Source organism: Hymenobacter coccineus (genome assembly GCF_001816125.1).
GTDB lineage: Bacteria > Bacteroidota > Bacteroidia > Cytophagales > Hymenobacteraceae > Hymenobacter > Hymenobacter coccineus.
Genome location: NZ_MDZA01000437.1, coordinates 63,550 through 77,453 on the forward strand (window position 1 = coordinate 63,550; position 13,904 = coordinate 77,453).

At 60.7% G+C, this 13,904-nt stretch carries 14 protein-coding genes; 2 read left to right on the plus strand and 12 right to left on the minus strand.

What is annotated here, in order from left to right; genetic code table 11:
• Nucleotides 1–6 precede the first annotated feature (6 nt).
• The 9 genes from BEN49_RS22740 to BEN49_RS22780 all read right to left on the minus strand — a co-directional run bounded on the left by BEN49_RS22740 (nt 7) and on the right by BEN49_RS22780 (nt 8,938).
• Nucleotides 7–213 carry an efflux RND transporter permease subunit gene (locus BEN49_RS22740; RefSeq protein ID WP_070746907.1) on the minus strand — a complete coding sequence of 69 codons (207 nt, stop codon included), beginning with the start codon at nt 211–213 and terminating at the stop codon, nt 7–9.
• The gene (locus BEN49_RS22745; RefSeq protein ID WP_070746909.1) at nt 204–3,152 is read right to left on the minus strand and encodes an efflux RND transporter permease subunit; all 2,949 of its coding nucleotides are present in this window, start codon (nt 3,150–3,152) and stop codon (nt 204–206) included. The genes BEN49_RS22740 and BEN49_RS22745 overlap by 10 nt, the downstream gene beginning before the upstream one ends.
• A 15-nt stretch (nt 3,153–3,167) precedes the next feature.
• Nucleotides 3,168–4,247, minus strand: a complete 1,080-nt coding sequence (locus tag BEN49_RS22750) for an efflux RND transporter periplasmic adaptor subunit (RefSeq protein WP_158023053.1) — start codon at nt 4,245–4,247, stop codon at nt 3,168–3,170.
• 218 nt (nt 4,248–4,465) lie between these two features.
• Entirely contained in the window at nt 4,466–5,095 is a 630-nt protein-coding gene (locus tag BEN49_RS22755; protein WP_070746913.1) for a TetR/AcrR family transcriptional regulator, read from the minus strand.
• Between the two features lie 84 nt (nt 5,096–5,179).
• Nucleotides 5,180–6,094, minus strand: coding sequence for a DNA-3-methyladenine glycosylase family protein (locus BEN49_RS22760; protein ID WP_083326387.1), 915 nt, complete (start codon nt 6,092–6,094; stop codon nt 5,180–5,182).
• 26 nt (nt 6,095–6,120) lie between these two features.
• Entirely contained in the window at nt 6,121–6,867 is a 747-nt protein-coding gene (locus BEN49_RS22765) for an alpha-ketoglutarate-dependent dioxygenase AlkB family protein (protein WP_125917152.1), read from the minus strand.
• A 35-nt stretch (nt 6,868–6,902) separates the two neighbouring features.
• Complete coding sequence (locus BEN49_RS22770) at nt 6,903–7,793, minus strand: NAD(P)H-binding protein (protein ID WP_070746915.1); 891 nt, start codon at nt 7,791–7,793, stop codon at nt 6,903–6,905.
• 164 nt (nt 7,794–7,957) lie between these two features.
• A complete protein-coding gene (locus BEN49_RS22775) occupies nt 7,958–8,413 on the minus strand; it encodes a hypothetical protein (RefSeq protein WP_125917154.1) in 456 nt (151 codons plus the stop codon).
• 201 nt (nt 8,414–8,614) lie between these two features.
• The gene (locus tag BEN49_RS22780; protein ID WP_070746921.1) at nt 8,615–8,938 is read right to left on the minus strand and encodes a winged helix-turn-helix transcriptional regulator; all 324 of its coding nucleotides are present in this window, start codon (nt 8,936–8,938) and stop codon (nt 8,615–8,617) included.
• 118 nt (nt 8,939–9,056) lie between these two features.
• Between BEN49_RS22780 and BEN49_RS22785 the strand changes: the two genes are divergently transcribed.
• Nucleotides 9,057–10,073, plus strand: a complete 1,017-nt coding sequence (locus BEN49_RS22785; RefSeq protein WP_070746922.1) for an MsnO8 family LLM class oxidoreductase — start codon at nt 9,057–9,059, stop codon at nt 10,071–10,073.
• 212 nt (nt 10,074–10,285) lie between these two features.
• Nucleotides 10,286–11,857: a DHA2 family efflux MFS transporter permease subunit gene (locus BEN49_RS22790; protein ID WP_070746924.1), complete on the plus strand. Its 1,572-nt coding sequence runs from the start codon at nt 10,286–10,288 to the stop codon at nt 11,855–11,857.
• 498 nt (nt 11,858–12,355) lie between these two features.
• On the opposite strand, the gene BEN49_RS22795 is transcribed toward BEN49_RS22790, so the two are convergent.
• The 3 genes from BEN49_RS22795 to BEN49_RS22805 all read right to left on the minus strand — a co-directional run bounded on the left by BEN49_RS22795 (nt 12,356) and on the right by BEN49_RS22805 (nt 13,806).
• Nucleotides 12,356–12,703: a hypothetical protein gene (locus BEN49_RS22795; RefSeq protein WP_070746926.1), complete on the minus strand. Its 348-nt coding sequence runs from the start codon at nt 12,701–12,703 to the stop codon at nt 12,356–12,358.
• Nucleotides 12,704–12,893: 190 nt separating this feature from the next.
• Nucleotides 12,894–13,235, minus strand: coding sequence for a hypothetical protein (locus BEN49_RS22800; protein WP_125917156.1), 342 nt, complete (start codon nt 13,233–13,235; stop codon nt 12,894–12,896).
• 106 nt (nt 13,236–13,341) lie between these two features.
• Nucleotides 13,342–13,806, minus strand: coding sequence for a hypothetical protein (locus BEN49_RS22805; protein ID WP_070746930.1), 465 nt, complete (start codon nt 13,804–13,806; stop codon nt 13,342–13,344).
• Between the last annotated feature and the right edge of the window lie 98 nt (nt 13,807–13,904).

The window sequence follows — 13,904 nt, forward strand, 5'->3', positions numbered from 1 at the left end:
AAAAAGCTAGTGGGTGACCAGTGCCAAGGCGGGCTGGTCGTCCTCGTGGGTTTCGGCCGGGGCCGCCGTTTTCTGGCCTTTTAGCGACATGTAATAGAGCACCGGCACCACGAACAGGGTCATCACCATCGCGACCATGATGCCAAAAGCAATGACGCTGCTCAGCGGCGACCACAGCGGCGACTTGCTCAGTATCATCGGAATCACGCCCACGGCCGCGGCGACGAGGTGAGGAAAATGGGCCGCATCCGGCGGTGGGCCGAGGCAATGGCCGCGTCCTTGACGCTGTAGCCGTGCTCGCGCACCAGCTCGTCGGCGTAGTCCACCAGGATGATGCCGTTGCGCACCACGATGCCCAGCAGGCTGTTGATGCCCAGAAAAGCCGTCATGCCCAGCGGGTTGCCCGTTACCCAGAGGCCAAACATGGCCCCCGGCAAACTCAGGAAGAAGGTGGAGAGCACAATCAGCGCCCGGCCCATGTGCCGGAACTGGAGCAGCAGGGTCAGGAAAATCAGCAGGAAGCTCAAGCCCAGGGCCATGTTGGTGTTGGGCGCCGCGTCGCGGCCCGATTCGTCGTCGCCGCCGTATTCCAGGTGCGTCCCGGCCGGCAGCTGGAGCGCGTCGAGCTGGGGCCGCACATCGCCCAGAATCTGGGCCGCCACCCGTCCAAAGTCCGTGTCGCTGCTCACCGTGAGGGTGCGCAGGCCGTTGCGGCGCACGATGTTGCTCAGGTGCCAGGCCGGCACCACGTCGGCCACCTGGCGCAGCGGCACCTTGGTGTTGTAGGCGGTGGTCACGTACACCTGGCGCACGTCGCTCAGGTTCTGGCGGCTGCGCTCATCCAGGCGCAGCACAATGTCCAGGGGCTTGTCGCCCTCCCAGAGCGTCGACACCGGGTAGCCTTTCAGACTGCCGCCCAGGGTTTGGGCCACGGCTTCCTTGCTTACGCCCACGCGGTCGGCTTCGTCCTGCTTCACGCGCACGGCCACGCCCAGGGTGGGGTTGCGCCAGTCGTCGCGCACGAAGTGGGTGTTGGGCGTGGCCGCGAAAATCTGCGTTATCTGCTGGCCCACGGCGCGCAGGTCGGCGGCGTTGTCGCTCACCACGCGCACTTCCAGCGGGGCCTTGGTTTCCTTCCAGCTCAGCCGGCGCACCCGCACCGCGCCTTCGGGCATCACCTGCTGCAGGGAGTGGGTGTATTCCTTGGCCAGCTCCACGGTGGCCTCGCCGCTGACGGTGTTGATAAACACCTGGGCGTAGTTTTCGGCCGGGGCTTCGGGGGCGTAGCTTGAATAAAAGCGCGGCGAGCCGGTGCCGATGAAGCTCACCACCTGGCTGATGCGCTGGTCGCCCTTGATAGCGGCCGTCACGCGGTCCACGGCTTTTTCGGTCTGGGCCACGGGCGTACCCTCGGGCAGCCACAGCTCCAGGTTGAACTGGTCGCGCTCCGAGTAGGGCAGGTACTCAAACTTGACCTGCGAGCCGAACACGCCCGCAAAGGCGAGCGAGGAGAAGCCCAGCGTCAGCACCAGCTTGGGGTGGGCAAAGCTCCAGTCCACGGCCCGGTTGAAGCGGCCCTGCACCCGGTCAATCACCGAAGGCTTGGCTTCCGGCGCATCGGCGCCCTTCTTCTGGTGCAAGCCCTTGCGAATGGCAAAGTAGCACAGCGAGGGCGTGAGCAGCATCGACACGGCCAGCGACGCCGTCAGAGCCACGGCCACGGTGGCCGGAATGTGCAGCGAAAACTCGCGCGTTAAACCTGTGTACACCAGGGCCGAGGGCAGAAAGGCAAAGACGATGGCCGCCGTGGCCGCCAGCACCGGTACGAACAAGTCGGTGGCCGAGCGCCAGGCCGCCTGCCAGCGGTCCATGCCCTCGTCGAGCTTCTCCACGTAGTTGTCGACCACCACGATGGCGTCGTCCACCACCATGCCCAGCACGATGACCAGCGCCGCCAGCGACACCTGCTGAATCTCCATGCCCAGCAGGTTGAGAATGCCAAAGGTGATGAGGATGGAGAGCGGGCAGGCAATGGCCGAAATCAGGGCAATGCGCAGCGGCAGCAAGAGCAGCACCACGGCAATGACGGAGGCCACGGCAATAGACAATTCCAGGAAGAAATCCTTCAGCTTGTGGTCCACTACCTTCGGCTGGCTCACGATTTGCTGCACCTTCACCCCGGCCGGAAACTTGGCTTCCACTTCCTTAATGCGGGCGTCCAGCTTGTCGCCGAACCAGACCATGTTGTTGCCCGGCTGCATTTCCACGGTCAGCATCACAGCCGACTGCCCGTCGATTTTAATGCGTGAAGCCAGTTCCTCGTCACGGCGCTCCAGCTTGGCCACGTCGCGCAGCCGCACCTGGTTGCCCGAAGTCGGGTCGGTGTACACGAGCTGGTTGGCCAGCGCCTCCTGCGAGCGGTAGAGCCCTTCGGTAAACACCGGTACGCGGGCATTGGGCAACGTCAATTCGCCGGAATAGCGCACGTTGTTCTGGCGTTGCAGCACCTGCCCAATCAACCCAAAGTCCAGCCCGTACTGGCGCAGTTGCTCCGCCGAAGTCGTCACGTACACCTGCTCGCGCTGCTCGCCGTAGCGCCGGATTTTCGACACCTGCGGCAGGGTTTTGATGCCGTCTTCGAGCTGGTCGAGGTACTCCTTGAGGTCGGCGTAGCTGCGGTCCTTGGCCGTCACGGCAACCATCAGCGCCGCCACGTCGCCAAACTCGCCGTTCACGAACGGGCCCTGCACGCCTTGCGGCAACGCCTGACGGTTGCTGTTCAGGCCGTCCTGGAGCTTGGCCCAGAACTTATCGGTGTCCGTTACCCAGTCCTGGAGCGTTACGTTCACCACCACCGCCCCGGCCTTGGTCGTGGAGTAGGTTTTCTCCTTGCGCACTTCCTTATAGCTAAAAAGCTGCTGTTCCAGCTGCTTGGTTACCTGGTTTTCCACCTCCAGCTCGCTGGCGCCGGGATAGGCCGCCAGCACCAGTCCCTGCCGGATGGTGATGCGCGGGTCTTCCATGCGCGGCATGCTGTAGATGGCCCAGATGCCCGCCAGCGCCAGCATAATTGTCAGGCCAAACGTAACCTGCTTGTATTTCATGGCCGCCTCAATCAGGTTGAGGCGGCGGGTCGGTTTCTTGTGTTCCATGACCGCAAAAGGGAATTATTGAATGACTCGAATGGCTTGTCCGTCGTGCAGGCGCTGCTGCCCGGCCACGATGACCTGCTCGTTGGCCGTCAAGCCCTGGCTTACCACCACTTGGTTGCCCTGCACCGGCCCCAGCACCACCCGGCGGCGGCGGGCGGTTTTACTAGCCGCGTCGGCCACGTACACCACGCTCGCGCCGTCGGCTTCCTGCACCACCAGCTGCGGGGCCACGGCCACCACCCCCGCAGTTCCCTGCCCGGCCGGCAACGGAATGCGCATACTGGCCAGCATTCCCGGCAGCAGGCGCAAGCCAGGGTTGGGCAGCAGCACCTTCAGAGAAAAGCTGCGCGAGGTCGGGTCGGCCACCGGGCTAATCACCTGCACCGTACCCTTCACCTCGCGGCCCAGCGCCGGCACCTGGACCCGCACGGAAGTGCCCCGGCGCATGCGGCCAATCTCAGCTTCCGGCACCACCGCCCGCGCAAACACTTGCTCGGTCTTAATCAGGCTAAAGGCCGGCGCGCCCGGCATGGCCGACACGCCCGGCTCCACCATCTTGGCCGAAATCAGGCCCGCGAACGGGGCCCGCAGATAGGTATCGGCCAGGTGCTTGCGGGCGATGCGGGCGTTGGCCTCGGCCCGTTGCAGGCCCGCGTTGGCCTGCACCAGCTCGCGCTCCGTCAGGCTCTCGGAAGCAAAAAGCTGCTTCGAGCGCCGGGCCTGGTCGCGGGCCTCCAGCAGGGAAGCATCGGTTCCGGCCAGCACCCCGGCGTATTCTTCCGGGTTCAGCTCGGCCAGCAGCTGGCCCTGGCGCACCTGGTCGCCCTCGCGCACCAGCACCCGGCGCACCGAGCCGGCCACGTTGAAGGCCAGGCTAGCCATGTTTTCGGCCTCGATGGTGCCGCTGTAGGTTTGGTCCGTTACCCCAGTAGTGGTGCCCACAGCTTGCACCTGCACGGCCACTGTGGCAGGGCCTTGGAGGCTGGCGGCGTTGGCGGCAGTCACCGCCGATTTGTCCGCCGATTTGGAACAGGCCGTCGCGCTCAGAAGTAAGGCAAACGCAAGCCAGCGGGGCGGTTGTGGAGAAGTAAGCATAGCGGAAACAAACGTGAAATGTGATAAGGTATTAAGTATGTTCATAAAGTGACTATTGGTCCGGTTTAATAAAAAAATGTTTTGCCAAAGATTTTCAAGTGGCGGTACTTGGAGCGGGGTAATATGCGTGTATCATAATTCATAAAGTGACTATCAGTCCATAATGTTTGAAAAAATGTGTTTCTGCCGGAAGTTTCTTTAAAAACAATGCTAACTGATTACTTCTTGGCTACTCGAAGCGCGTTTTCCAGCATCGCCAGAAAGGTGGCAAATAGCTCGTCCAGGTCCACGTGCCGCTCTTCGGTTAGATAGGCCCCCTTGCTGACAATGAACTGCATCATGCCGTAAGAGCTGGCCCAGATGGTGTTGGCAATCAGGTCCGACTTCAGGTCGGCGCGAACCGAGCCATCCTGCTTGCCCAATTCCAACAGCTCAATCACCAGCAGGTGAATGGCGTTGCTGGTCTCGTACACCGTGGCCGGTTTGGTGCTCGTGAGCGGCGACTCGAAAAAGGCGATGAACCCAAAATACACGGGGTTGGCCACCACAAACTCGTAGTAAGAGCGGTTGAAGCGCAAAATCTTGTCCAAGCCCGTACCAGGGCCGGCCACCGCCTGCGAGAAGTGCTGGTGCATTTCGCGCGAAGCCTGCTCGTTAATGGCCAGCAGAATGTCTTCTTTGCTGCGGTAGAATCGGTAAAGCGTCCCTTTGCCCAATTCCGCTTCGGCGGCAATATCGTCGATGGTGGCGACCACGATTCCTTTCTCCAGGAAAACTTTCTTAGCCGCCTCCAGGATGGCCGCTTCGCGGTACACCTTCTCCCGCTGCTTGCGCTCCGTTACTCCCATCAACTAAAATGTCATTTTCTGACTGGCAGTCCAAAGATAAGAATAAATGCGCTTTGCGGCCCCTGATGGCGCGCATTTCCATTGTCAAGCTGTTTCACCAACTGGCTGAAAATTGCGCAGCAGCAGACCGGCCCAGTTGCGGTAGGGCCGCCAGCGTTCGGCGATGCGTTCAAGGGTTGGCAGGTCGGGCGCTTCGCCAAGGTCGTAGGCGGCGGCCATTGCCCGGTGCAGGCGCTTTTCCAGGAGAGGAAAAGCATCCGGTTCGCCCACGCCGCGCATCATCACCAACTCGGCCGAAAACGGCCCGATGCCGGGCAACTGCTGCAGCTCAGCCAGCGCCTCGTCGCGGGGCAGGGCGCGCAGGCGGGCGCTGCTGAGCCAGCCATCGGCTGCGGCGTTGCCCAGCACCCGCAGCTGCTCGACCTTGCGGGCGGCCAGGCCGCGCACCGCCGGCAGGTGGATGAGCTGGGCCGGGGCCGGAAACGTGGTCATCACCCGTTCCCCAACTTCGACTGGCACGCCGTGGTCGGCGGCAATGCGGGCCGTAATAGCCGCGGCCTGCCGCACGGGCAACTGGTGGCCGATGATGGCTCGCGCGGCTGCTTCGTAGGGGCTGGGCAAGAGCACCGGCCGAATCCCGCAGTGGCGCTGCCGCAGCCCGGCCACCACGTTGTCGCGGGCCGCCACGTCGGCGAAGCCCGTCCCGTCCACGTCTAGGGAAAGCATTCGCTCCAGGGTAGCGCGCACCTCGTGGGTCATGGCCGAGCCGGGGTTGGTCAGCAGATGGGCAGACACACTGCCGTTGTGCTGCTGATGCACGCGCACCCCTACGGGGTGCCAGGACCCTTCTAGCGGAAAAGCCAGGTCAAGCACCTCGGACTCGCCGTCCGGCCCGCGGCGGAGGCCATCCACAAAAGCGGCGCTGGCGGCTAGAGAAACACTAGCAGCCAGCGCGTAGTCGCCCGTGAAGCGCAGGTTGATGGTTGGGGGAGTGGACATACCAAGGGTTAAAGTAGCTGCTGGAATTATAGCTGCGCTTCCCGGTGGGGCCGGAACGTCCAGTTGATTCGTTCGCCCACCGGCCGGGCGGTTTTCAGCACCGCGTGTTCCCACTCCTCCTGGCAGCCGGGGAGCATAATCAGCAACGAGCCACTTTCCAGCTCATAGTCAACGACTTCGCCGCTGGCTTTGTGGCGCAGCTTGAAGCGGCGGGTACTGCCCAGACTCAGGGAAGCCACAGCCGGTCGTTTCCCGATTTGCGGAAAGCTATCCGAGTGCCAGCCAATGGAGTCTTTTCCGGTGACGTAGCGGTTGCCCACCGCGAAGTTGAACGTCAGCCCGCACAGGGCCTGAATCCGGTTGCGGGCTTCGAGCAGAAAATCCGGCCAGGGTTCCGCCTTAATTAGCGCGCCCCGGTATTCGTACCGAAAGTCGTCGCCAAACAAAGCTTCTTCCCGCGGTACGGGGATTTTTTTGCCGTACATCGTCATCTCACCCCGCACCCAGTAGAGGGCTTTAGACTTGGTAAACCAATCGAGGTTGTCGGCCGGATTTAGAAAGTCGGGGTAAAACTGCACGGGCGGCGCTATTGTGCCTTTCGTCAGAAGAGTGTTCATGTCGTTGCCTCGTTTAAGGATGACGGTGCCGGCGGGGCGCGGGATTGACGCACTGCCTACCAGCTTTTCGTTGCAGGTGCGGCCGAGCAGCGAGCGGCCGGGCAGCACGGACCCGAAGCCGCCCCAGTGGCGAAAAAAGAAGGCATTCCGGAGCAAATACCTTGGTTGCAGGTGTTGGACACCCGGTCCGGTCAGGCTCTGTGGTAAGCAGCCGCGAATTGTTGAGCGAAATCCTCCAGCTTGACCTGGCCCATTGCAGCGGGCTTGTGCAAATCGTAATCTCGCCGTAGCGCGCCGTTTTGGATACTGCTGCCTAATGCTATCATGCTGGCCACGGCCGGGGCGGGCATTCCTCGCTGTTCGAGCCCAGCTTGCATTTGCGCGTCGCTGAAGGCCACCCACTGCAAGTCCGGCTTGCCAATGGCCGCGCCCAGGACGCGGGCTATTTCGTTGGGGGTGCGCTCGTCGCTGGCCACGTAGCGCACGGCGGAGCCGGGTACGGCGGGCCGGGTCAACTCCTCGGCGGCGGCGGCGGCAACGTCGGCCGGGGCGACCATCACGATTCTTGCCTCGCCGCCGTAGTTGGAGCCGACGATGCCCTGGCCCTTTATCATTCCAATGTAGTTGTTGAGGTTGTAGTAGAGGTAGCCCGCCCGCAGGTGCGTTACGGCCACGCCGGCCAGCGTATTCAGCAGGTTCTCCACGTCGTGCGAGCCGAGGATGAAGCCGGTCCCCTCGGCCAAGTCCGCGCCCCAGCTGCTCAGGTGCACCACCCGCCGCACGCCCGCTTGTTCGATGGCCCGGACGTAGCTCTGGCCGATGGTCCGGTAGTGCGTCCGGGCATCGGGCACGCCGAAGTTGGGCGGAATCATGCAGTACACCGCATCGGCCCCGGCGAAGGTGGACGTAACAAAAGCCGCATCCTCCAGCGAGCCGATGGCGGCGGTGGCTCCCAGGGCCTCAATGGCAGCCTGTTTGTCGGCTTTGCTGCTGATGACGGTCACGGCGTGACCTTGCTGAACCAACGTCTTGGCTAGCGGCTGGCTGATGTTGCCGAGGGAGCCAGTGATGACAATTTTCATGATAATCAACTGATTTTATGGTGACTGCCGTTTAGATAAGACGGTCAAAAAAGCTATTCTCATGGAACAAAAATGGCCGCTCTAAAGCAATGCACCGCTGATAGCCGCGAACGACGTGGAGCGGGTTGCTGCCCCGGAGCGGCCATTAATAGTTGCGCAGCAAACTAGCTCAGGCTGGCTGCGGCTTCGGTCAGCAGTTTGCCGATTTGCTTGATTTTGTCAGCCGTAGCACCGTCGGCGCTGCTGGCGGACGCAGTCGTGTGCTGGCCAATGGAAGCCAAGGCTTTCTTCAGCGCTGGGCCGGAGACCTTGTCGCCGCTGAGCAGCGTGTCCAACTGCTTCAATTCGCCGGCCAGCGTGTGCAGGGCCGGCGCTTTGCTGGCGTTGAGGGTTTCCACCCAGCTATGAATGCTGCGACTGGCACCAGCTTTTGCATGGGTCAGCCCTTTGCTGAGCGACTCGATAGTGGAAGTGAGATGGGTGTTGGCGGTGGTATCTGACATGATATTGGTAATTGGGGTGAAAGGGATGGTAAAGCAGGCAAGACCCTCTTGCCATGCTTCCTTAACGCACAAATTGTTAAAAAGTTTAACAATAGTCAAAAAATGACTGTTAGTCACAATTGATTGAAAAAGGATTAAGCTTCGCCTGGATAGCGGTGGGCGAGGCCACAACTTCTCAGCGCGCCGAGACGGATGAATGGCCTGGTCCGGTATCGGGTAGAGCGAAGAAGAGTTGCCGCTGCAGGCCGTTGAACCCAACTTTCCCACCCATTTAAATGCTCCTCCGAGTCAATTGCAACGGTTGGCACGGCAAGCCAACTACAAAAAATTGGCCGACCATTTCTCGATTTCCGCAATGACGGGTCGTAACGCCCGGCCTTTTTCGGTTAGCGAATACTCCACGGTTGGCGGGACGGTGGCGTAGGCTTTGCGAGTAATCAACCCCTCGTTTGCCAGCTCTTTCAATTCCTTGACCAGCATTCGGGTGTTTATCGAAAAAACCGCCCGTTCCAACTCTTTGAACCGCAGCGTTTCCTGCATCAACGCCCTGATTATCGGGAAAGACCACCGGCCCTTGATGATGCCCATTGCTTTGCCAACCGAACAGGGTTTTTCTAAGCTGATTTCTTTTTTTTCTTTCATAAAATAGAATTGATTTTCAGTATTACTTTACTTCGTGTACTTAATGCACATTATTGTACCTACTTGCAAATGTAAAGTAATGACTGGAGCTTTGCAACCGAAAGCAACAAGCTGCTGCATGAAACTCTCCTTCGTAGACATCTCCGCCACGCCGTACCAGGGCGACCGAAAGCAAGCCTTGCGGGACACGATTGAAACCGCCCAGGTAATTGAAGACTTGGGCTTCCAACGGATATGGCTGACCGAGCACCACAACCACAAACTTGTCGCCGGCAGAGCCCCCGAAATTTTAATGGCTGCGGTAGCCGAGAACACCAAGCACATACGCGTTGGGTCGGGGGCCATCTTGCTCAATCATTACAGCCCGTTCAAAGTGGCGGAAAACTTTGCCACCCTGTCCGAACTCTATTCGGGCCGGATTGACCTGGGCATTGGCCGGGCCACCATCGGACGGTTTACCAACCTTGCCTTGCAACCCAATCGTTCCGCGCATCAGCAGGCCGATAATTCCACCGAACAATTGGTAGAGCTTCTGGCGTGGCTGGCGAATGATTTTCCGGCAAAACATTCATTTAGTCAAGTGAAAGTGTACAACGACGGGGCCGTACCGAATGTGTTTCTGCTGGGTTCAAGTGGTTGGAGCGCGGACACGGCGGCCCAGTTGGGGTTGGCGTACTCCTTCGCCGGTTTCTTCAACCCGCAGCAAGCCGCTCAAATTACCCGGCACTACCTCCAGGATTTTCAGGGTTCGGATAAAATCTACGCCCACAAAAAGCCGCGCCTGATACTGGGCTTGGCGGTTTTCGCCCACGAGACCGACCAGTTGGCGTTGGAATTTTCCGCCCCCATGCAGTATTTTCATCACCAACTGCGCCTCACCGGGGTATTAAGCAACGAGCTTGCTCCTGAAAAAGAAGCAGTCGGCTTGCTGAATGGCTCCATTTCGATGGAGCGGATGTCCGAACCGGCGAAATTTCCAAAATTCATCGTTGGGAAAGCAGAAACGGTCGCCCAGGAATTAAAGGCCATCAAGGCCGCCTTTGGGGCGGATGAAATCATGATACGCATCATGTCCGCCAATCAGAAAAACAAACTGAAAAGCCTGGAACTGCTGACGAAGCACTTGCAGGATTAGCCAGTGCGACGAAACATTTGCGTTGGTAAGGGACTCCTGAAACCGTTAACCGCGACTGGCCCGCTCTCTTTCGCCCCGGCGGGCTAATGGCCTTGGGCGGCTTGCTCGGCTGACTTCTACTCAAACGGCCCGGTCACGCTTTGAAGGTGCCGGGCAGCAGAAGCCCGGCCCGGGCTCGAACTCCTGCTTTTTCCCGCTGCCTCCTGGCTTTTATGCAACCCGCCCTCACCGCCTCCGCTACGCCCACCGGCTTTTTGCGGCTCATCATCATCGTCACCACCATCTCGGCGGCCGTGATGGAGCTGCTCGACGTGACCATCGTCAACGTGGCCCTCACGCAGGTGGCCGGCGCCATTGGGGCCACCATCGAGGACGTGGCCTGGGTGATTACGGCCTATGCCATTGCCAACGTCATCATCATTCCGCTCACCGGCTTTCTGGCCGAGTATTTCGGGCGCAAGAACTACTACCTGGCCTCCATCATCGGCTTCACCATTGCCTCGTATGGCTGCGCCAGCTCGACGGGGCTGGGCGAGCTGGTGGGGTGGCGCTTCGCGCAGGGACTGGCGGGCGGGGCGCTGCTGTCGGTGTCGCAGGGCATTCTGTTCGATGCCTTTCCGCCCAAGCAGCGGGGCGTGGCGGCGGGCATCTTCGGCATGGGCATCGTGCTGGGGCCCACGCTGGGGCCGCTGCTGGGCGGCCTCATCGTGGACAACTACCACTGGTCGTACATCTTCTACGTCAACGTGCCGGTGGGCATTGCGGCGGCCCTGCTCACGTTCTTTTACATCGCCAAAAAACCCGGCGAGGGCCAGCGCAAAAGCCAGATGGTGATTGACTACCTGGGCATTGCGCTGCTGGCGGTGGGCGTCGGAGCCTTGCAATACGTGCTCGAAAAAGGGCAGGCTGACGACTGGTTCGACGACCGGTACATCCGGCTGGGCACCGGCCTGGCGGTGGCCGGGCTCGGCGGCTTCGTGTGGCGGCAACTCACCACGGCCCACCCCGTGGTGAACCTGCGCCTGCTAGGCAAGGGCACGCTGGGCATGACCACCGTTTTCAGCTTCGTGGCCGGGCTGGGCCTGTTCACGTCGGTGTTCGTGTACCCGGTGCTGGTGCAGCGCGTCAACGGCTTTTCGCCCACCATGACGGGCGTCTCGCTGCTCTGGCCCACGCTCACCTGCCTGCCGCTGTTTCCGCTGATTGGCCGCCGCCTGTCGGCCGGCGACTCGCCCCTGCCCTACATCATCGCGGGGATGCTGCTCTTCGTCGGGTTCGGCTTTTACAGCGGCACGATGACCGGGCAGGCCGGCCCCTGGGACTTCTACTGGCCCCAGCTGCTGCGGGTCATCGCCGTGACCCTGCTCACCCTGCCCCTGCTCAACCAGGCGCTGGCCGGCCTCGCCCCGAAGGACTTTCCCGGGGCCATTGCCCTCAACAACATGATTCGGCAGCTCGGCGGGGCCTTCGGCATCGCGCTGGCCAACACCTACGTGGCCCGCGCCCACGCCCAGCACCGCGCCGACCTGGTGGCCCACCTCGATACCGGCAACCCCCTGCTGCTCGAACGCCTCCAGCACCTGGGCAGCTCCGTGGCCCAGGGCTACCGCATCCTGGATGTGCAGGTGGACCGCCAGGCGTACCTACTTTCCTACCTCGACACCTTCCGGCTGGTGGGCGTGTTTTTCGCCCTGATACTTCCCCTAGCGTACCTGCTGCGCACAAAAAAGAAGTCGGCGGCGGAAATTGCGCTGGCCTCGAAGGCGCTGGCGGAGGCGCACTAGCCGCCGGCGCACCAGACGCGGGCCGCCTAAAGCATTTGGTCGCGGGTCAAGTCCGCTTCAAAGAATGCCAAATTGTCGGGGGCCGTGCTGCCGGTTCCGGAGCGCATCTAGCGCTTCTTTTCTTCTGCTCAAGGAGCGAAGTGTGTTTCGATGTGGTGGCCCTCTTGGAGCAGTTGCAAAAGGCACTGCGTAGCGACAAAGCCGGTACCGCCCGTTATTAAAACTGTTTTTGCCGTGTTCATGGTCTTCGAATTGTGGAGCGCAAAATTCGGCCAGAAAACAAGCAGTCAACTTTGTTGAAACGTCCAGAATTAGTATCTTGAAAAGTATAGGCACCACTTCACCTTTGTGATGCCTGGGAAAATGCCAATGAATAAGTGTTGAAACCGGCACTCGACCTAAAGGTGCCACTAACCAAGGCCAAGGTTTCGCCGTTTTGCAGTTGGAGACAGGGCGAACGCGACATTTTGCCGCCGATTTAACGGTTGACGTGGCCCGCTACCAACCTTCTGCTTCGGCTAAGGCGGGGTCGATGATGCGGCACAACTGGATGAATTCCGCTTGGGTGTCGATGCTGTTTTGCAAGACGCCGGCGCGAGGGTCCGTTCCGTCGCTGTACGCGCACTCATGCCCGATGGCCCGCAACTGCTCGTAGGCAGTGCTTCCCGCATCAACGGTGTGCACGAACTCCGTCCGCGTGATAAAATCCAGCTCCATAACATCCACCAGATACCCAAAGTGAGCTTTCTTCTGGGTTGAGTCCGAGTGGTTTTGGATATAGATTTCGGCCGTGTCGGTAATGGGCTTTGCCACCTGGTCGGCGGGGCCTATGGGTACGCCGTGCACCGAAAGCAGGGTTAACGTCTTTCGGCCGGGCGACACTCGACACTTCGTAAATCTCGCCGCTCACGGGGTACTCCCGCAGGAGGCGCCCCTGCTCGTCTCCATAGGCGATGAAAGAATTGTATTAAATGGCCTCGTTGCGGAAATCCATAGAGAATGGCTTGTTTATCGGTGATTTGCCTTCTGCATACGACTAACTCGACAGGTCAGGCTCCGGGTCCTCTTCACTCCCGTTCAACGCCACGGCGACCAACTTCGCAATGCTTTTGAGCTTGGTTGTTTCTTTCGCCTGGGGGTGTTGCAGCACGGTCAGGATGGCTCGCAACCGCTTACGCAGATTGTACGCCTTTCTCTGGTGAACTCTCGGCGAATTCAGGGCGGCCTCTAGCTCCTGTTCCAGCCGCCGCGTCTTCTGACGTTCCTGCTGAAGCTGGCTGCTGACCGTTTCCAACTCGTCCTGAATCAGGTTGCGCTCCCGGCGCATAGCGTCCGTGCGGCTGACCTGGGGGGTTTCGTGGTAAAAAGTGGCGGCCAAGTCTAGGGCTTGGTTGCCAATCGCGACCGGAATACCGGCCGCTTGCAAAGCCGCTTAGGCCTGTTGAATGTGGCCGGGCATGATGCTGGAAAGGTCGCTCATGGGGCTACAATACCTGCGCGAACCGCTCCCGCTGCTGCATGTGCCGCACCACGCCGTTCGCCCAAAGAGCCGGCTCCGCCTGCACTTCCAACACCTTTCCCTTTTCAATGAGGGCCGCTGTCTGGTAGCCCGTGGCCCGGTCCGTGTTGTTTACCAACTGGATATGGTCAAAGGAGAGGTAGTGCTGTTTGAGCAAGGACAATGACTGGTGGTAGCGGTGCTCGATGATGGCCGGAGGCACGTCGTGGCCCCCCTCCCTCACCCGCTGCTGCACCCGAAACCGGCACTCCGGCACCGAATCCAACCCGACGTACACCAGCTCCACGCGGTAGCCGGCGGCCTTCGCGCCGGCAATCAGCTTGTAGTTGTCCGCGGTGACCAGGTTGTTTTCAATCGAAAAGGAGGCCTGGGCGGCTAGCAACTCCCGAATCCGGGCGGCGGTTATCTCCCCGACTTCAAAACCGCTCAACTGAGGTGGTCGGGTTTAAACGGACACAGAGCTAAGGTAGATTGAAAAGGTAGTGGAGTTCGATTTCGAGCGGGGTGCAGTAGCCTAGCGCAGAGTGC

Excerpts from the sequence above, each read along its gene's own strand:
- BEN49_RS22745 (WP_070746909.1), bottom strand. The coding sequence starts at position 3,152 with ATGGAACACAAGAAACCGACCCGCCGCCTCAACCTGATTGAGGCGGCC.
- BEN49_RS22750 (WP_158023053.1), bottom strand. The coding sequence starts at position 4,247 with ATGCTTACTTCTCCACAACCGCCCCGCTGGCTTGCGTTTGCCTTACTT.
- BEN49_RS22755 (WP_070746913.1), bottom strand. The coding sequence starts at position 5,095 with ATGGGAGTAACGGAGCGCAAGCAGCGGGAGAAGGTGTACCGCGAAGCG.
- BEN49_RS22760 (WP_083326387.1), bottom strand. The coding sequence starts at position 6,094 with ATGTCCACTCCCCCAACCATCAACCTGCGCTTCACGGGCGACTACGCG.
- BEN49_RS22770 (WP_070746915.1), bottom strand. The coding sequence starts at position 7,793 with ATGAAAATTGTCATCACTGGCTCCCTCGGCAACATCAGCCAGCCGCTA.
- BEN49_RS22780 (WP_070746921.1), bottom strand. The coding sequence starts at position 8,938 with ATGAAAGAAAAAAAAGAAATCAGCTTAGAAAAACCCTGTTCGGTTGGC.
- BEN49_RS22785 (WP_070746922.1), top strand. The coding sequence starts at position 9,057 with ATGAAACTCTCCTTCGTAGACATCTCCGCCACGCCGTACCAGGGCGAC.
- BEN49_RS22790 (WP_070746924.1), top strand. The coding sequence starts at position 10,286 with ATGCAACCCGCCCTCACCGCCTCCGCTACGCCCACCGGCTTTTTGCGG.